We start from the raw sequence: 18,876 nt of genomic DNA, 5'->3' as shown, positions 1-18,876 counted from the left end.
ATAGGCTGAGTGCTTAAACGTTCACCTCAAGGATAGCGAGATGACGCTGCAAGCTCCCCCTCACCGTTTAAATAGTAACGGGCAAACGAGGCGTGTTGGCGTAGAAGTTGAATTTGCCGGACTACCGCCTCGCGACACTGCCGCTCTGGTGCGTGACTTATTTGGTGGTGAGCTTAACGTGGTAAGTCCCCACCGGCTACTGGTAGAAGACACGCAATGGGGCGAGTTTGGCATCGAACTAGACACGCAATACGCACACCCCGACAAAGCGCTGCTGGAAGAGCACCACGAAAACGACAGCGAATGGGCGCGCCAGCAACACCAGCGGCGGGTGGAGTTCCATCAAAAGGCCCGGGAACTAATTGGCGATATGGTGACCGGCGTAGTGCCCACTGAAATTGTATGCCCACCGATTCCTTGGGATGAGCTTGAAACATTAGACGCGCTCTTCCAGACCTTGCGCGATAGGGGGGCCAAGGGGACCGATGCGAGCCTACTGTATGGGTTCGGACTGCACCTCAACCCTGAGGTAGAACGCTTTGATGTTGATTATCTGCTCAGTATGCTGCGCGCATACTTACTTCTGGCTGGTTGGCTGCGCGATGAAATCAAGGTGGACATTACCCGTGAGGTGCTTCCCCACGCGAACCCGTTTCCCAAAGAGTACGCACTGAAGGTTCTCGACTTTAACTATCAACCTGATCTGGAAAGCTTTATTGCTGATTATCTACACTACAATCCCACTCGCAATCGTGAGCTAGACCTACTACCGCTCTTCGCGTTCCTGCGTCCCGAGTATCCTCACGAACTGTTCCATACCTCCCTCATCAAACCCCGCCCTACGTTTCACTACCGGCTGCCCAATGCACAGCTTTCTCAACCCGGTTGGGGCTCGGTAATGGAGTGGAACCGCTGGGTGGAGGTTGAAAAGTTGGCCGCCGATGCCAGTGCCTTACGAGCACGCTGCGATGAGTATGTTGCCTACCACAACCGCCCTTTGCTCGCGCGGCTTAAAGAAAGGCTGATGCAGCTACTCGGTCGTCGCTAACCCACTGCAATGTGAGCTTTGTCAGAATGTCTCGACCGCTGATTGGAATTACCTCGTCGGATCATAAAAGCCAGCTAGCCTTTTTGTTTGACTGGTTTGCCGTGTGGCGACACGGTGGCAAGCCCCTGCGTCTATCGCCTTCTCGCCCGCTGCCCGACCATTTGGACGGTTTAATTATTGGCGGCGGCGACGATATTCAGGCCCACTTATACGGCGGTGAGGTGCAGCTAGACGTGCGCCTGGACCCCGCGCGGGACGCGCTAGAACTCAGTCTGCTGGATCGCTTCATCCCAAAGGATACGCCGGTACTGGGTATCTGCCGAGGCGCACAGTTAATCAATGTGCACTTAGGCGGCACCCTCGACCCCGATATCTATACGACCCACGAAGGCTTGAAACGGCGTCGAACGGTACTGCCCCGTAAGACGGTAGATATTGTTGGTGCGAGCCAACTCCATAGGCTGCTTGGGGTAACGTGGTGCCGAGTGAACAGCTTGCACCATCAAGCGGTGAATAAAGCGGGCAAAGGGATCAATATTGTCGCCCGCGACAGGGATGGGCTAGTACAGGGTATTGAGTCAACAGAACACGCGTTTTTGATTGGCGTGCAATGGCACCCAGAGTGGCTGGTATTTAACCGCCCCCAGCAGCGTTTAATTAATGCGCTGGTGGAGGCCGCTAAAAAGAGCCGCGTTACGTAGCCAGCCTAACCTGCCGCTAACCTGTTAGCGGCTCAATGCCGCCAGCGCCGCCTCGTAATCTGGCTCGTTTTTCAACTCGCTGACCAGCTCACTGTGCAGCACGCGGTTATCCGCATCCAGCACAACCACCGCCCGGGCACACAGCCCTTCCATTGCGCTGTTACACAGCGCCACGCCCCAGGCTTCCTGAAACTCCCGATGGCGGAACGTGGAGAGCGTCTCGACGTTATCCAACCCTTCGGCCCCGCAGAAGCGCTTAGCGGCAAACGGCAGGTCTGCTGACACCACCAAGACAATGGTGTCATCAAGGCTAGAGGCCAGCTCGTTAAATCGCCGGGTCGACATCGCGCAGGTGGGTGTATCAACACTGGGGATAATATTCAGCACCTTACGCTTACCCTGGTAAGTGGCCAGGGTGACATCTTCCAGGTCGCTGTTAGTTAGCGTCATCTCGGGAGCGGTTTGGCCAACGGCAGGCAGCGTACCGGCCACATCCATCGGCGCGCCTGCGCGGGTAATCTGTTGCATATCAAGCTCCTAATCTATGGTAAAACAGTCACAGTGTGAGACGTTCCAGCTTACAGTGGAACGACCTGGTTAGACTATCTTTCCTCAGCCGCGACACGATAACGAGAACGCAATGGCCTCTTTAGTCATTATTAAAACCGGCGACGCTTTCCCTGAAGTGGTCGACCAGCACGGTGATTTCGAACAGCTGTTTATCCAACACCTAAGCGATGCGCTGCCCGCGCACTTAACCCTAAGCGTGTGGGACGCCCGCCTAACCGCCACGCCTCCCGATGACACCGTAGGCGCTGTGATCACCGGATCGCACAGCATGGTGAGCGAACAGCCGCCGTGGAGCGAAGCTCTCAAACCCTGGTTACAGCAGGCGTTAGCCGATGATCTGCCGCTGCTGGGCGTTTGCTACGGCCATCAGCTCATGGCCGCGGCCTTTGGCGGCATGAGCGACTACCACCCCGCCGGGCGAGAATCAGGCACGCGCACGGTGCGCTTAACTCAGGCGGGTCAGCAAGACGCACTTTTTAGCCAGTTACCAGGGCAGTTTTCCGCGCATCTCACGCACGCTCAATCAGTAATGCAGCTGCCACCCAACACCACGGTATTGGCACATAACAGCCACGATGCCCATCAAGCGCTGCGCTACGGGCCGCGTCAGTGGAGCGTGCAGTTTCACCCGGAGTTTTCGCCCCCTGTGATGCGCGCTTACATTGAGCGCCAGCGGGCCGCCCTGCGCGACCAGGGCGACGACCCGGACCAACTGCTGAGCGAGATTGCTGAAACCCCAGAGGCCACCCGCCTGCTACAGCGTTTTATCGGCTTTATTTGACGCTTTTTTGATCTCGCCGTGATGCCAGCCGATCTGCCAAACGGGTCGGCTCGGGCAGTTTGGTACGTCCAAGGCAGCGCATGACCCACACAAGCGACGTTTCCAGCGTTAGCCGGTGCCCGGGCGATACGAAGACCGGCTTCACATTCGGGCGTGAGCGCAGCACGGCACCGATCACCTCCTGCCCTGCCATAAGCGGCACCCAGTCGCCTCGCGCCTCACCCACCTCTGCATGCTTGCCGGTTAACCGGGACTTAGCGATACCGATGGTGGGTAGATCCAGCCATAACCCTAAATGCGCGGCTACGCCAAGCCGCCGGGGGTGAGCAATGCCCTGACCGTCCACCATCACCAGCTGCGGCGTGGTGGCGAGCTTGGCAAAGGCACCTAACGCAGCGGGAATTTCACGAAATGAGAGCAGCCCGGGAATATAGGGCATCCGGGTGGGTTCACGGTGCACCACTTGCTCGACAACGGGCAGCTGTGGGGCCTTTTCTGGCGACCACTTCACCACCACCACTGCCGCCCGCGTAATCGCGCCGCCCTGTTCAAAGCCAATATCCACCCCCGCAATATGCGTCACCGGGTCGATGCGGTCGTCGAGTTCTAACTGTTTGGCTAGTTGACTCTGCAGGGCAATGGCCTGCTTGGGGGATAGATTCCATTCATGCAGCGCGGCGTCCATGCGTACTCCTTGTGTCACGCAGTGAGAGGCGTTTAGCGTAGCCAAAAAAAATCCCCCTACGCCAGTAGGCACAGGGCCAGTGGCATAGGGGGATGGACGTGACTCACACGTTGGGCGATGTTATACGCCCAGCATGGAGTTACGCACGTTCGCGGCGGCGAACCGGTGCGTCGCCATCATCACGGCGGCGGCGTGGCGCGCGCTCAGGAGCGCTATCTTCACTAATTTCTAGCGGGCGGCCAGCAACACGTGCACGTGCCATTTTCGCCAGAATCGTGGAAGGCAGGCCGCTTGGCAGCTCAACGACGGAGAACGCATTACGGATATCGATACGGCCAATACGGGCACCTTCAATACCGCCTTCGTTCGCCAGCGCGCCAACCAGTTGGCCCGGCTTCACGCCATCTTTATGGCCAACGGAAACGCGGTAGCGGGTCATGCCTTCGCTAGGCGCGCTTGAGCGTTCGCGACGAGCGCCAGCCGGCTTGCCCGGTGCGCCATCACGCATAGGCTTCTCTTTGCGCGGTGCTTGCAGACGACCAATCGGTGCTTCATCAGCACGGGCCATCGCAGCAAAGGCGCAGGCCAGCTCAACCGCGTCGTGGCCTTCTTCAACCAAGCGCTCAACAAGCGCACGCTGCTCTTCAGCACCTTTGGTCAGCGCAGCCACAACGCGATGATGGAATACTTCATCACGGTGAGCACGGATAGCCGCTTCGTCAGGCAGCGGCATTTCGGTCATTTTCTGACCGGTTGCCTGCTCCATCCAGCCCACTTTACGGCCTTCACGGAAGCCAGCGAACGTAATCGCGATGCCGCTACGGCCCGCACGACCGGTACGTCCGATACGGTGCGTGTAGGCTTCCGCATCTTGGGGCAGGTCGTAGTTGATGACGTGGGTAATACGCGGCACGTCAAGACCACGAGCAGCAACGTCGGTCGCAATCAGCACGTCGACTTTGCCACGCTTCAAGCGGGTAATGGTGCGCTCGCGCAGGCTCTGATCTAGATCACCGGACAGGCCAGCGGCGTTCACGCCACGAGCAGTCAGCTGCTCAACCAGCGTGGTACAGGCAGCACGGGTACGAACGAAGACGATCGCGGCATCTACCGGCTCAACTTCAAGAATACGTGCCACTGCTTCTAACTTAGCGCCACCATCAACGCGCACAATGCGCTGCTCGATGTTTTCGCCAGTAGTGGTGCGCGACTCAATCGCAACTTTTACCGGGTTAACCAAATAGCGGTTAACAATGCGCTCAATTTCAGTCGGCAATGTTGCCGAGAAGAACACACGCTGAGCCTCTTTCGGGGTATCGGCAACCACGCGTTTTACGTCGTCGATAAAGCCCATGCGTAACATTTCATCGGCTTCGTCCAGCACCAGTGCTGACAAGCCGTCTAGCTTCAGGCTGCCACGATCAAGGTGATCGATAATACGGCCCGGTGTACCCACAATCACTTGGGCGCCGCGTTTCAGCGCACCTAACTGTTCACGGTACTCTTGACCACCACACAGGATCGCTACTTCAAGACCCTTAAGGTTTTGGCCATATTTACTAAACGAAGCCGCCACCTGCTGTGCGAGTTCGCGGGTCGGCGCCATCACCAATACTTGTGGCTCACGGCGAGTCAGTTCTAAACGCGATAACAGTGGCAATGCAAACGCAGCGGTTTTACCGGTACCGGTTTGTGCTTGGCCCAGCATATCGCGGCCTTCCAGCAACGCAGGAATAGTCTGCGCCTGGATGGGCGAAGGAATTTCGTAGCCTTGTGCTTCAACAGCAGAGAGAACGGCAGGCAACAGAGCAAGATCGCCGAAGCTCGGCGAAGCGACAGAAGTCGAGGTCATTAATCACACCTTGGTAGGCCGGCTGAACCGGCAAAAAACATCGTAAGCGTCCCTGACTCTGTTTTATGCAACGCGTAACAGTGCGCAGCAAAAGAACAAGGCTCCGCGTAAGCGGATATCGTCATCAGTGGAGTCGGAGACGCCGGTCGCACCTAGCATCCGGCTAGCAAACACCGCTTCAGCGGGCTAACCGTTGTGGCGACCTTCTGCGCCGATTTCACCCGTTTGGTGAAATACTGGAGGCGCGCCATCTTCACAGCAATGAACATCTGCTATCAGCAAAATGTTCCCGCAAGCGTTATTACGCATAAATTAAAACTACGTAAGTTCACGCTTATCGTCATGATGGAGGGGTCAACACATGCGAGGAAGGCGCATGCTAACACTGCTAATAGCCCATGACTAGTTTTTTTACATCCACTTTTCTTGGAAGCAGTGATTGAAAATTGAAAACAGTGATTGAGAACGAGACTTGCACATATACGCTGTTCGTCTAACCTTAGGAATGCCTAATGATGTTCACTAACTTCAAGGAGTGATGATATGAACTGGGATCAAATCGAAGGCAATTGGAAAGAGATGAAAGGAAAAGCGCGTGCTAGCTGGGGTGAGTTAACCGATGATGAGCTTACCCAAATTGGCGGCAAAAAGGATCAACTTGTCGGCAAGCTTCAGCAAAAATACGGCTTAGAACGGGAAGAAGCCGAGCGGCGCGCCGACGACTGGGCAAACGGCATTTAATAGGCGGTACTCTTCTCACGCTTTATCTGCCTCAACCGTTACATTACTTATCAATGTTACCTGTCTATAGCTACACGGAGAGATGCTATGCGCAAGTCAATGCTTACTACTGCTATCAGTACCGCCCTTTTAGGCAGTCTTGCCTTTGGTGTTCATGCATCAACTGAACCGCAGGGTATGTACTCTGCTGATGATATCCTGGATGCAGACGTATTTTTCGTTGGCGGCTCTGGCGAAGAGATCGGCGAAGTCGACGATATTCTTTTTGATGAAGAGATGCGCATTTCGGCACTGGTGATTGAAAGTGGCGCAGTACTTGGGCTGGGCGGTCGTGAAATTGTGATTAACACCGACCAGTTCACGCTTGAAACCCATACCGAGAGCGATGGTGATACCGAACACCGCATCATGCTCGACGCTTCCCAGGAAGAAATAGAAACATTCCCTACCTATGATCGTGATTGGTGGGAGCAAACGAAAAGCAATGCACGCGATGCATGGCAAACGACCAAAGAAGGCGCTCAGAGTGCCTGGCAGTCTACTCGCGAAGCCGTTAACGACAACGAGTAAACCGACAACGTATTTCGCTTAACTTGGCGTTAAACGAACTGCCCAATGAACGAAAGGGCCATCCAACTACTGGATGGCCCTATTTATTTTTGCCACACCTCTAAACGCTACCGTTCACGACGACGAATACCCTGCCCTGATAAACGCTCCCGATCATGGGGGAGTTCGAAATCCAAATGCGGGCCAGCAGGCACGATGCGCGTTGGGTTGATATTGCCGTGACTATAATAATAGTGGCGTTTGATATGATCCATATTGACCGTTTCTGCTACCCCCGGCCATTGGTAAAGCTCACGCACATAGTTAGCTAAGTTGGGATAATCTTCAATGCGCTTGAAGTTGCACTTAAAATGACCGTAATACACGGCATCAAAACGGATCAGAGTGGTGAAAAGACGAATATCAGCTTCGGTCAGCCACTCACCGGCGAGATAGCGATGTTCGCTCAGCCGTTTTTCAACGCGTTCCAGGGCTTCAAACAGCGCACGCACGTGTTTTTCATACACGCCCTGCTCCGTTGCAAACCCCGACTTATACACACCGTTATTAATATGATCGTAAACATCGTCATTGACCTCATCAATAACGCTGCGAAGGTCTTCCGGGTAAAAATCTAAATCGTTGCCGGTTAGCTCATCAAACCCACGGTTAAGCATGCGCAACAAATCGGCCGATTCGTTATTGACGATCGCACTGCGCTTTTTATCCCACAACACCGGCACAGTGACACGCCCGGTATAGGTAGGGTCCGTCAGCGTATAAAGCTGATGATGGTATTCTGCGTTATTAACCGGGTCGCCGCTGGCGCCCTCGTCTTGATGGTACGTCCAGCCTTTATCGAGCATTAATGGGCTGACATGAGAAACACCGATCACATCTTCCAGGCCTTTCAGCTTACGCATAATTAGCGTGCGGTGTGCCCATGGGCAAGCCAACGACACATAAAGATGGTAACGGTCTGGCTCCGCTGGATAGCTCTGCCCAGAGCCCTCTGGGCTGCTTCCTACCCAGTCGCGCAGTTGAGCCGATTCGCGAACAAATTCGCCGCCGTGCTTTTTTGTGTCGTACCACTGATCGACCCATTCGCCGTTAACAAGTAGTCCCATCGGGGCTCTCCTAAATGAACGTAAAATCACTAAAACTTACGTTCAGCATACGCTTGCCCCCCGGATGCTCAAGCGGATGTTTTACGGTGTTTCATTCGAGGGAATCGAATCATCGGAGCACTCCTCGGCAACCGCCTGCCTCAGCGCTTGCGCCATTGCATGAGCGGCCGGCCCGGCCCGATCCCGGTCACGAAAAATGAGCTGTACCGGCACTTCACGAATGCTACCTGCAGCCAGTGGTAGCGGTTTTAGCTTCCCACTTTTTAGATCATCGACGATGCGCGTTTCAGGCATCCAGGCAAAACCCAATCCTCGCTTGAGCATATCCAGCGAGGTATTAATGTGGCTCACCGTCCAGCGCTGTTCTGCCTTTAACCACCCGGCGTTAGCTGACTGGCGCAGCGCCGAGTCACGCACCACCAGCTGTCGATACTGAGACAAATCGCGTAAATCCAGCGAGCGCCCCAGCTGATGAAGGGGATGCCTTGGATGCGCCACGGCCACAAAACGCATGAATGCCAACGGCTCCCCTAAAAACCCCTGGGCGTCGATGCCTGACACAACCAAGTCAGCGCGGCCGTCGTAGAGCATTTCGATGCCGCCATTGAGAACGCTCTCATGGAGCTGAACCCGAACCTGAGGATAGGTTTCTGAAAAACGCTCAAGCGCTTTGGCTTGGGCAGCCGCTGGAAAAATCTGGTCAATCGCGACGACGACCTCGGCTTCCAGGCCGGCCGCTAATCGCGAGGCTACATCCTCAAGCGTGTCAGCACTTTCGATCAACTGGCGCGCACGGCGCAACAGTAATTCACCCGCCTCCGTGAGGCGCACCTGCCTGCCCACAGGTTCTAACACCTGGACACCCAACTGCTCTTCTAATTTATGAACCGCATGGTTAAGCGTAGAAGGGCTTTTATGGACGGCTTCTGCCGCACGCGCGAACCCTCCGTGATCAACCACGGCGGCTAGCATCTGCCATTGTGCAAGTGTTACCCGAGACATTTCGATTTCCTCGACGCTAAACAGCGAAATAACCCGCTTCATCTTCGAAAAAACCACACTAGAATGCCAGGAAATGAAAAAAAGTACCTGCTTGAAAAAAATTATTGCTCATCGGCTAATTAACAGAAGAGATAACAAAGATGAGAGGCACTCGACGTATGTCTACCCGCTAACACCGGTTTAATCAGCAGGCTCATTAGAAAAAAGACTGTTTGATGTGCCTGCTAATTTGTTACTTTTGTTAGCAAACAGTGTTCAAAAATCGTAATATTTGCTTAATACCTCTGCATTTTGCCGGAAGTATATTTTGTGGATGGATATACAGTCTATGCACTCCATCGTCGTTGGGGTATGGTTCCTGGGCTTATTCACATTTATGTTACTTTTTTTACACGAATCTGGTGGTCCATTTACCCATGTTGCGAATCCTTCATTCGCTGCCCCGCACGCATAAATTATTACTGTTACCCGTGGCCACAATGGTCACTGTGCTGGGCACACAAAAGCTAGTAACGACTTACCACGACTTAAACCAGCCTCATACCCCACTGGAGAGCGTGTTAGTACCGCTTCCCAGTGGTTCTACGCCGGGCGTTCCATCGCTTCGCCAAGAACGCACCCCCGTTGCAGATGCGATTGATCGCGCCTCCCGCGCTATCGACGCGACCCGAGACCACATCCCGCTGAGCGACCTGACTGCCACGGAAATTATCGACCTTGATATGGAGCTGGACGTTATTGCCAGCGCCGATGCGTCGATGGCCAGCGAACGTCCTGAGGCAACACTAGATGACGGCGCTCTTCACATGGCCGTTGTGTTAGGCACGCTATCAAGTGGCATGCTCAATATCGACAATACACCCTCTGTCGACATCGCTGATGCTACTTCCTACGAAGATTACGGCATTGACCTGTTCGATGATATCTCGTTTCTTGAGCTTGAATTAGCGGCAGAAGAGCCCTTTGTGCCCGAGTGGAAAACGCACATTGTAGAGTCTGGCGAAACTTTCGCGGTACTTGCGCAAAATAAGCTAGGCCTTGGCTATAGCGAGGTGCTTGCTTTACTAGAAGACTTGCCCGACCCGCGCATGCTTACTCACTGGCGCGCAGGCAATAGCTTCGATTACCAGCTGGATGAAAACCAGCGTTTGCTTTCGCTGCGCATGATGAAAAACGCCCGCGACGGTGTTTTATTGGAGCGTGACGAAGATCAGTATGCTATTACCACTATAGAGCGCCAGGGTGAGCCTGTGCAGCGCCTCTATGCCGGTAGTGTCAGCGGCAGCTTTGCCCGCTCTGCGCAAGCAACCGGCTTGACGAGCAGCTCCGTTACCGAACTTACTCGCCTGCTTGAAAAGAAGCTCGATTTTCGTCGTGATAGCCGCCGTGGCGACCGCTTCCAGGTCCTGGTTGAGTCGGACATGATTGATGGGGAAACCCTCGACTCCCGCGTACTGGCCGTCAAGTATGACGGTGAGCGTATGGATCTAACCGTGGTGCGTAGCGCTACCGACAACAACTTTTACACCCCAGAGGGCAGCAGCTTAGATCCTGCTTTCGCCCGCTACCCGTTTGAAGGCAACTATCGCCTTAGCTCCAACTTTAATCCACGCCGTTTGCACCCGGTGACAGGGCGCGTTAGCCCTCACAATGGAACCGACTTCGCGATGCCAATTGGCACCCCGATTGTCGCGCCCGCCAATGGTCGGGTTGAACGCGTTGGCAACCACCACGCCGCCGGCCGCTACATCGTAGTACGCCATGACAACGGTTACCGAACGCGTTATTTGCACTTGTCGCGCCCGCTGGTTAGCCAAGGTGAGCGTGTAGAAATGGGTAAACGTATTGCGCTGTCTGGCAACACCGGACGTAGCACCGGCCCCCATTTACACTACGAAGTCATCGTCAACAACACGCCGGTTAACGCCATGAGCGTCGACCTGCCTGAAAACACCAGCCTAAGCGGTGACACGCTAATTGCTTTCCAGCGTCACGCGGAGCCGGTACTGGCCGCACTCGAAAGTGGCGAGACAGGCCCAGTTAACGTCGCCAGCTACCAGCGTGGTGAAGAGAGTAACCAGTAACGTTTAGTTTCCAGCACTCATCCGTGTACTTAGCCTATTACGCCGCCCCTTGGGGCGGCGTAATAGGTTGATGGCGATACAGCTGGTTTACGGCGCGTTAGCCGCTAAAACGTGGCTTTGAGCGTCTGTACGAGCTATATGGTTTTCGACAGCGCATTGAGTAACGGCGTATCGCGATGGTAAATATCATCGCGAAACTCCACTTCCCCCTGGGCATTTGGCCAAGCCGTAAGATAGTGCAACGCGACCGGAATACGCTGCGGTAGGCTGACATTTCGGTCACTGGCGCTGTTATTCATCAGAGAAGAGAGCTGGTGACGACTGCCGCTGTCCTGTAGCAACATTTGCGCAAACTCTACCACGCCCTCCACCCGTACACAGCCAGAGCTGAGCGCCCGGTGCTCACGCTGAAACAGGCCCCTTGCCGGTGTGTCATGCAGGTAAATCATGTCGTTGTTGGGAAAGCGCACCACAACACGCCCAAGAGGGTTAGACCGACCCGCCACTTGGCGCAACATAACGTTTCCTGGACGCTGCCAATCAATACTATCTGCGTCTAAGCGCTCACCCTCGGGGCTTAGTACCTGAATATTATGCTGTGCTAAATAGCTGGGGTCCTGCCGCACCCGTGGCAGAACGTCTTCACGCATAATGGTGGGTGGAATCGTCCAGCTAGGGTTAACCGTTAAATGGCTAATAGAGGAGTGAATAATGGGCGTTTCACGCCGTGGGGTTCCCACGACCACTCGCGCATCCCAATGCTCACCGTTAGGCCGGAGGTAGTGCAGCCGATAGCCAGCAATGTCTACCCACACCTGTGGCTCGGTTGTCAGGTTTGGCCCCAGCCAACGGGCTCGCTCTAAGTTAACCCGCAACTGATCAATCCGTGAGGCGACCGGCGTATTCAGCGCTAAGCGCGTTCGCTCGCCCACAACACCATCGTCTTGTAACTGGTGACGACGCTGAAAGCGCTTAACCGCACCTTCAAGTTCAGTATCAAAGTACAGAGGATCACTAACGGACGACTGCACCCCAATCATAGGGTACGCACTGCTGTCGGCCGCTAATAAGCGTGTATCCCCCCATAAGGCCAGCCGCTGGCGCAGCACGGTCACATCCCTTCCCGTGTCGCCAGGACGCAACGATGTCTCTCTTCCCGGCAAATAGGGGGCACTGCCTTGGGTTTCGAGGTAGCGGTAATGACCCAGCGCCTCACGTAGCTGAGCATAAGCGGGGGTTGTGGGGCGGGCTAAAGCGAAGGCACGCTCTAGATCACCGTCCTCAACCGCATGGACAACACGCAGCATGGAATAACGGTTTTCCGGACGCGGCAGTGTCCAGTTGGTGGCCATATCACGCGGGTCGACCTTGCCACGCCCAAGATGCTCCAACGCGAGCAGCAGTGCCTGGGTCGCCTTGAGATCAAACCGCGCCTGAGCGGTTGCTCCTGCTTGCTGACTAAGACGAAAATCGTCGAGCAGGGTATGCGCCGCGTAGTCGCTGGGGGTTAAGCCATCGCTTTCGAGGCCATTCAGCGCACCCACTAATGCTTCAACAGCCGCGCTTGTTTGCCACGCAGGCGCACCGTCCTTTTGCTGATAGAACGCGTCTACAGGTAAGCGGTGATTGGTTTCAGCTAGTTGCTGCGCCAATGCCTGCTGCAGAGGGGCATTACCCGACGCGGCATAAGCAGTGGTGAGCGATTGGGTCAGCGCCAAACATAGCGCTGCACCCATCGCCCATCGTCTTAGTCGCTGCTTCTCGTTCATCGCCCCTCCTTGCGTTACTATGCTGAATCGCTGTACCTATAGATCCCGGTCGGTACGCTTAACTTTATGATAGCTGCTTACGTGCATTCATCCCGTTATCTATTTCCAGGATTACACCCTATGTTACGTCATTCACGTTTTGCTACTACGCTGTTTTCCTTACCTGTTTTATTATTTAGCGTGCCACTCTATGCCACCAGCTTCTTTGCTCAGGTGGCATCGGCGCCCCCCCAAGGGGTCTCTACCCTACATCATCAGTTACTTCAGCTGGCTCCCTCCGCTACCCCAGAAGCCCTGCGTCTCGCGGCGCAAGCGCTTAGCTGCGCAGACCCTTCTGCCGAACGCTTAGCGGTGATTGACTACTCACTGCCCTCCACCGAACCACGCATGTGGGTCTTTGATTTGCACCGCCATACGCTGCTATTTGAAGAGTTAGTTTCTCATGGGCAAGGCTCAGGGGATGCGGTAGCAGACGTTTTTTCTAACACCCCAGAAAGCCACCAATCCAGCATTGGCCTCTTTCGCACCATGAACAGCTACTACGGCCGTAATGGGTACTCACTGCGTCTTGAAGGTCTGGAAGCCGACGTCAATCACCTCGCCTTTGAACGGGCAATTGTGATCCATGGCGCGGATTACGTCAGCGAGGATTTTATTGAGCAAACAGGCCGACTAGGCCGCAGCCACGGCTGCCCCGCCGTGCGCGAGGAGATCACCTACCCGCTCATCGACAGCCTAAAAGAGAGCCAGTATGTGTTCGCTTACTATCCTGACGAAGAGTGGCTTGCTACCTCTGCCTACCTTCGCTGCACTTCTGAGCAGTATCCGCAATTGGCGCAACGTTAATAACGGGTAAGATGCTGCAAACAGCTGAGCCACCGTTATAACGTCTACCACTATACAACCAAACGGCGTCTGAATTTGCTCATTAACGCCTGTTAAACCAAGCAAGCATGAAAACGCTCTGCAATACTTTGTGACAAAACAGCACAAACATATTTTTACTTTGCAGGTACGGTCATGTTTGCTTTTTTGCGCCCCTATCACACTATCCGTCAGTTAGAGCAGGAAGTTTCTGACCTTCAAGGGCAGTTGGATGCTGAAAGGGTATCCCAAAGCTGCCGCGCGCTCAGCCTGATGACACCGACCGAGTCGTTGAGCATGCTTCAAGCTAAAGGGGCAGATATGCTGGCCTCCATCAGCCAGGGCATGGAGACGCACGCGAGCCAACTAGCGGCAGAACGGGCCACGCTAGTCGATATGTTTACACGCTTACATCACGCCGAACACACCGCACAGATGCTGAAACAGCAGTGCGACCACCACGACACGCCTTCCTCTAACGCCCTTCCCCCTAAACCGGCGCTGCACGATATTCGTCAACTCAGCGTTACGCTCGCACGCAGTGCCGCCCATACAAGAGCACTGGCGATGAGCGCAGCCCTTGAGATTGCCCACACCGATGCCCCGTCTCCCGGCATGGCAGCGGTCGTTCAAGATATGGAGCGCTTAGCCGAGTACACCCAGCGATTATCTCGTCAACTCGACCAGTGTGCTGAGCAGATCGCCGATCAAATCAAGCAGGATGCCCAAGCGGTGGCGCACCAATGCCAGGTCACTCAAACGTTAACTCAGGCAGCGCAAGAAGCCGAAAAAGTCATAGAGCAGTTAACCGACCAAGCGCGACATATGTACAAGGTGATTCACCACAGCACCACGACAGCTTGCCTGCACGCAGCAAAACTGGAGCACGCTGCCTGGAAAAGCCGGCTGTATAAACAGCTGCTTTCAGCCCAGTTCGATGAAACATTAGAAGATCACCAACACTGCACCCTTGGCCAGTGGTACTACCTGGGCGATGGAAAACGCTACCAGCAGACAGCCGCTTACCGTGCACTGGCCGGCCCCCATCGGCGCTTCCATGAAAGTGGTTTGGAAGCACTGCGCTTTGCTCGGCAAGGAGACCATACCGGACAATTGGCGTCGCTTGCGTTAATGGAAGAGGCAAGTCTCCAGCTAGTGCAGCAGCTTGATCAGCTCATTGAGTATGCCGTGTATGAGGTCCCACTTGCGACGGGCCATCGCTCCCCCTTGGCTGATGCGCCCTAACGCCCACTTATCTGCTGAGCGCACATCGTATTGGCATCTGTGCCATGCTGAAGACGAACTACACTTCCCTACTGCTCTCAGCAAGAGGCTATATGGTGCACATCAAAAAGCTAGACCTCGCATTACAAGGGGGTGGCTCCCACGGTGCTTATACCTGGGGGGTTATTGACCGCCTTTTAGAAGACGACCGTATTGAAATTGAAGGCATTAGCGGCACCAGCGCAGGCGCTATGAACGGCGTTGTCATGGCGGATGCTCTCACCCGTGGCGACAAAGAGACAGCGCGTAAAGCGCTTCGTGATTTCTGGCATGCGGTTAGCCGTGCGGGTATGACAAGCCCTATTCGACGCTCCCCTCTGGATGTGCTGACTGGCAACTGGAGCCTGGACCACTCGCCTGGCTATATTGCGATGGATCTCATGAGTCGCCTAGTGTCGCCTTACCAATTCAACCCACTCAATATCAATCCACTGCGTGATATTGTGGCTGAACACGTCGATTTTGAACGAGTACGACGCTGCGAACAGCTTAAACTTTTTGTTGCTGCGACCAACGTACGCACGGGCAAACAGCGCGTGTTCCGGCGTGAGGAGATGAGCATTGATGCGGTCATGGCTTCCGCCTGCTTACCTTTTGTCTTTCAAGCCGTAGAAATAGAGGGCGATGCGTATTGGGATGGCGGCTACATGGGCAACCCAGCGCTGTTTCCATTAATGGAGGAGTGCACGGCTCGGGATATTATGTTGGTGCAGATCAATCCTGTCAGCCGCGACGATGTGCCTACCTCTGCCTCAGCCATTATGAATCGTCTCAATGAGATCACGTTTAATGCATCGCTGATAAAAGAGATCCGCATGATTGCGCTGCTGAAACATGCCTTTGAAGAGCAGGGCATCGAAAACAGCTATCAGCAGGCCCTGTTTCACCGCATCAGCGGCGAGCAAGCATTAGAAAACCTTTCTGTTTCCAGCAAGATGAACGCGGAGTGGCCTTTCCTCTGCCACCTGTTTGAACAAGGGCGTGATGCCGCCGAGCGCTGGCTCGCAGAGCATTTTGAGGCACTGGGTAATTACTCATCGTTGGATATCGATGCTGTGTATCTTCATGAATAGGCAGGGCTTCATTCCAAACGCAGGCGGGCGTGGCGCTAACTTGGCACCCTGCTGAACCAACGAACAGCATGGCCAACGTGGGCGATCCATTCCCGTCTGTCTGAGCAAAAAAGGCGCAACGTGCCTAACCCAAATAGGGGCACGCCCTATTTGCAAGATGCATGTTCATTGACCATTCTAATGATTCTGCTACCTAAGGATCCCCCGACTGGAATGTACAAGGAGCACATCTCTTATGCACCATCAGGTACTTTTGATTACCGGCGCTTCAAGCGGCATTGGAGCCGCCACTGCGCGTGCCGCCGCTCGCGAAGGCTACAAACTCGTGCTTGCCGCCCGCTCAGCCGACAAACTGGCCTCCCTCGCCCATGAACTCGGCCCTGAGAACGTACTTACCTGCGAGGTGGATGTCACGGACCTAAGCCAGCAACAGGCGATGGTTGACCATGCGCTTGAAACGTTCGGCCGGATCGATGCGGTCTTTGCTAACGCAGGGCGCGGCGGCTCACCCGGTGGCTTTAGCAGCGCTGATCACAACGCTTGGCGGGAGATGATTCTTACCAACATCTATGGCGTTGGCCTTACGCTGCAAGCCTGCCTGCCCGCGTTAAAACGTAGCCAAGGGCACGTGCTGCTCACCGGCTCTGCTGCCGGCCGGACGACCATCCCCGGCTCTATGTATAGCGCCACTAAATGGGCCGTCACCGGTATTGGTTACAATCTACGCGAAGAGTTACGCGGCACCGGCATGCGTGTCACGCTGATTGAACCCGGTATGGTCGATACCCCCTTCTTTGATGAGCCGCCCGAATACGCGCTAGAAGATCGCGATATCGCCAATGCTGTCGTCTATGCACTCTCACAGCCGCCCCATGTGGACGTGAACGAAATTCTGGTGCGTCCTACTCCCCCCAGAGAGTAACGCCACCCAATCGACGGCTTGCATTTACCAGCTTTCGCCCGCATAACGATTAATTACCAAGCGTGCTAACGAGATTAGCCCGACCAATGTACGTTTTGCAGGTGACCCATGAGCCAACTCGCTACCACTGCACTGTCAGTGCTGGATTTAGCACCCATTCGCCAAGGCGGCAACGCGGCTGAAACGTTTGATAATAGCGTTGCCCTGGCACAGCGAGCTGAACAGCTCGGATACACCCGTTATTGGCTCGCCGAGCATCACAACATTGCGGGCATTGCCAGCGCAGCAACCGCAGTGCTGATTGGACACGTCGCTGGGCACACCTCGACCATTCGCGTTGGTAGCGGCGGTATTATGCTGCCCAACCACCCGCCGTTGGTGATCGCGGAACAGTTCGGCACACTGGAAACGCTCTATCCTGGCCGTGTTGATTTAGGTTTGGGCCGTGCGCCCGGCTCTGATGGCGCAACCATGCAGGCCATGCGTAGAAATGCTCACGCGGGGGTCGATGATTTTCCACAGCTGCTTAATGAGCTACGCAGCTATTTAGGCGATGCGGATCCTCGTCAGCGCGTGAAAGCCGTTCCAGGTCAAGGCACTCACGTACCTATTTGGCTACTCGGCTCTAGCGGCTATAGCGCACAGCTAGCCGCTAAGTTAGGGCTGCCCTTTGCCTTTGCCGCCCAATTTGCGCCAGGCTATCTTTTTGAAGCGCTCAGGCTCTACCGCGATAACTTCCGTCCGTCGGAACACCTAAACAAGCCACACGCCATGGTAGGCCTACCCGTTATGGCGGCTGAAAGCGATGCAATGGCGCATTACCTAGCCACCACGGCACAGCAGAAGTTTCTTAACCTGATCCGTGGCAAGCCGACGCAGTCGCAGCCGCCGGTTGAGCAGCTCGACTGGTCGCCCGTTGAGCAGGCTCGGGTCAGCCAGTTTTTAGGGGCAGCCATTATCGGTGGGCCAGCGACGGTTAAAGCAGAGCTTGAAGAATTCCAAGCACGCACCGGTGCGGATGAACTCATGATTAATAGTGATTTTTACGATCATGCAGACCGCATACGCAGCTATGAGATCGTTGCAGACGTAGCCCGCTAAGCGGCCACTCTTAACGAGCCTTCCGCAATTCTATCCCTTGGCGATAAGAAAGGCACCGGCTGCGACCATGAGTGAACCTGCCGTACGGTTGGTGCCTTTCTGCGCGCGCTCTGACTGGAAGAACCGCCGCGCAGAAGAGGCAAACGAGGCCACCAGCATCAAGCCCAGCATTAGCCCCACCAGCGTTAAGCCCACCACGAGGAACATATCGCTGCTATTGAGCACCGTAAGGTCAATAAAGGTAGGCAAGAACGCAATGTAAAATAAGATCACTTTTGGATTAGACGCTGAAATCAAGAATCCTTGCGTGAAGCCCTTAAGCGCATCACGGGTCGATACGCTGTTGTTATACGCTGACGTTAGCGCGTGGTTGGTCACCTCGGCGGCCCACATCTGCCAGCCAAGATAAAACAGGTAGGCAGCCCCCACATAGCGCAGTACGGTGAAAGCCTCACCCCAGTTCTCAGCTAGCGCAGCCAAGCCATAAAACGCCAGTAATAGGTAAATAATGTCGCTTGCTGTCATACCCAGCGCCAGCGGAACACACTGGCGAGTGCCCGCTGCCATTCCCTTAGCCAAAAGCGCAAAAATACCGGGGCCTGGCGTTACCGCAAAAATAAAAATTGCTAAAAAATAGGTGAGCGCACTTTCTATCGTCATGATCCGGCCCTATGAACACATCAGAGTATGCTAACGTACGCCATGCCCTGATTATTTGGATAA

At 54.9% G+C, this 18,876-nt stretch carries 18 protein-coding genes; 11 read left to right on the top strand and 7 right to left on the bottom strand.

What is annotated here, in order from left to right:
* The first annotated feature begins 40 nt into the window (after positions 1-40).
* Positions 41-1,048: an amidoligase family protein gene (locus tag LG301_RS03420; protein ID WP_404473455.1), complete on the top strand. Its 1,008-nt coding sequence runs from the start codon at positions 41-43 to the stop codon at positions 1,046-1,048.
* Between the two features lie 26 nt (positions 1,049-1,074).
* On the top strand, positions 1,075-1,749 hold the full coding sequence (locus LG301_RS03415) for a gamma-glutamyl-gamma-aminobutyrate hydrolase family protein (RefSeq protein WP_404473453.1): 675 nt from the start codon (positions 1,075-1,077) through the stop codon (positions 1,747-1,749).
* Between the two features lie 24 nt (positions 1,750-1,773).
* On the opposite strand, the gene tpx is transcribed toward LG301_RS03415, so the two are convergent.
* A complete protein-coding gene (gene tpx, locus LG301_RS03410; RefSeq protein WP_404473451.1) occupies positions 1,774-2,277 on the bottom strand; it encodes a thiol peroxidase in 504 nt (167 codons plus the stop codon).
* A 112-nt stretch (positions 2,278-2,389) separates the two neighbouring features.
* Here tpx and LG301_RS03405 point away from each other — a divergent pair, with 112 nt between their 5' ends.
* Positions 2,390-3,100, top strand: coding sequence for a glutamine amidotransferase (locus LG301_RS03405; protein ID WP_404473449.1), 711 nt, complete (start codon positions 2,390-2,392; stop codon positions 3,098-3,100).
* On the opposite strand, the gene nfi is transcribed toward LG301_RS03405, so the two are convergent.
* Positions 3,093-3,785 (bottom strand): deoxyribonuclease V, encoded by a 693-nt coding sequence (gene nfi / locus LG301_RS03400; RefSeq protein WP_404473447.1) that lies wholly within the window; start codon positions 3,783-3,785, stop codon positions 3,093-3,095. The genes LG301_RS03405 and nfi overlap by 8 nt on opposite strands.
* 139 nt (positions 3,786-3,924) lie before the next feature.
* Positions 3,925-5,637 carry a DEAD/DEAH box helicase gene (locus LG301_RS03395; RefSeq protein ID WP_404473445.1) on the bottom strand — a complete coding sequence of 571 codons (1,713 nt, stop codon included), beginning with the start codon at positions 5,635-5,637 and terminating at the stop codon, positions 3,925-3,927.
* Positions 5,638-6,180: 543 nt separating this feature from the next.
* Here LG301_RS03395 and LG301_RS03390 point away from each other — a divergent pair.
* Positions 6,181-6,378: a CsbD family protein gene (locus LG301_RS03390; RefSeq protein ID WP_404473443.1), complete on the top strand. Its 198-nt coding sequence runs from the start codon at positions 6,181-6,183 to the stop codon at positions 6,376-6,378.
* Between the two features lie 87 nt (positions 6,379-6,465).
* Positions 6,466-6,948 carry a PRC-barrel domain-containing protein gene (locus LG301_RS03385; protein ID WP_404473441.1) on the top strand — a complete coding sequence of 161 codons (483 nt, stop codon included), beginning with the start codon at positions 6,466-6,468 and terminating at the stop codon, positions 6,946-6,948.
* A 107-nt stretch (positions 6,949-7,055) separates the two neighbouring features.
* On the opposite strand, the gene LG301_RS03380 is transcribed toward LG301_RS03385, so the two are convergent.
* Complete coding sequence (locus tag LG301_RS03380; RefSeq protein ID WP_404473439.1) at positions 7,056-8,054, bottom strand: glutathione S-transferase family protein; 999 nt, start codon at positions 8,052-8,054, stop codon at positions 7,056-7,058.
* 81 nt (positions 8,055-8,135) lie between these two features.
* Complete coding sequence (locus tag LG301_RS03375) at positions 8,136-9,056, bottom strand: LysR family transcriptional regulator (protein WP_263069698.1); 921 nt, start codon at positions 9,054-9,056, stop codon at positions 8,136-8,138.
* Between the two features lie 416 nt (positions 9,057-9,472).
* Here LG301_RS03375 and LG301_RS03370 point away from each other — a divergent pair, with 416 nt between their 5' ends.
* A complete protein-coding gene (locus tag LG301_RS03370; protein WP_404473437.1) occupies positions 9,473-11,140 on the top strand; it encodes a peptidoglycan DD-metalloendopeptidase family protein in 1,668 nt (555 codons plus the stop codon).
* A gap of 134 nt (positions 11,141-11,274) precedes the next feature.
* On the opposite strand, the gene LG301_RS03365 is transcribed toward LG301_RS03370, so the two are convergent.
* Entirely contained in the window at positions 11,275-12,909 is a 1,635-nt protein-coding gene (locus LG301_RS03365) for a murein L,D-transpeptidase (protein ID WP_404473435.1), read from the bottom strand.
* A gap of 120 nt (positions 12,910-13,029) precedes the next feature.
* Between LG301_RS03365 and LG301_RS03360 the strand changes: the two genes are divergently transcribed.
* From LG301_RS03360 to LG301_RS03340, 5 genes are all read left to right on the top strand, one after another.
* A complete protein-coding gene (locus tag LG301_RS03360) occupies positions 13,030-13,755 on the top strand; it encodes a murein L,D-transpeptidase catalytic domain family protein (protein WP_404473433.1) in 726 nt (241 codons plus the stop codon).
* 174 nt (positions 13,756-13,929) lie between these two features.
* Positions 13,930-15,018 (top strand): CZB domain-containing protein, encoded by a 1,089-nt coding sequence (locus LG301_RS03355; RefSeq protein ID WP_404473431.1) that lies wholly within the window; start codon positions 13,930-13,932, stop codon positions 15,016-15,018.
* 92 nt (positions 15,019-15,110) lie between these two features.
* Positions 15,111-16,130: a patatin-like phospholipase family protein gene (locus LG301_RS03350; RefSeq protein WP_404473429.1), complete on the top strand. Its 1,020-nt coding sequence runs from the start codon at positions 15,111-15,113 to the stop codon at positions 16,128-16,130.
* Positions 16,131-16,365: 235 nt separating this feature from the next.
* Positions 16,366-17,052, top strand: a complete 687-nt coding sequence (locus LG301_RS03345) for an SDR family oxidoreductase (RefSeq protein WP_404473427.1) — start codon at positions 16,366-16,368, stop codon at positions 17,050-17,052.
* A 108-nt stretch (positions 17,053-17,160) separates the two neighbouring features.
* Positions 17,161-18,153 carry an LLM class flavin-dependent oxidoreductase gene (locus LG301_RS03340; RefSeq protein ID WP_404473425.1) on the top strand — a complete coding sequence of 331 codons (993 nt, stop codon included), beginning with the start codon at positions 17,161-17,163 and terminating at the stop codon, positions 18,151-18,153.
* Between the two features lie 30 nt (positions 18,154-18,183).
* On the opposite strand, the gene LG301_RS03335 is transcribed toward LG301_RS03340, so the two are convergent.
* The gene (locus LG301_RS03335) at positions 18,184-18,813 is read right to left on the bottom strand and encodes a LysE family translocator (protein ID WP_404473423.1); all 630 of its coding nucleotides are present in this window, start codon (positions 18,811-18,813) and stop codon (positions 18,184-18,186) included.
* Positions 18,814-18,876 lie beyond the last annotated feature (63 nt).

The sequence above is a fragment of the Vreelandella venusta genome, assembly GCF_044809155.1.
GTDB classification, from domain to species: Bacteria; Pseudomonadota; Gammaproteobacteria; order Pseudomonadales; family Halomonadaceae; genus Vreelandella; species Vreelandella venusta_B.
This window is presented reverse-complemented; position numbering and strand designations above follow the sequence as displayed.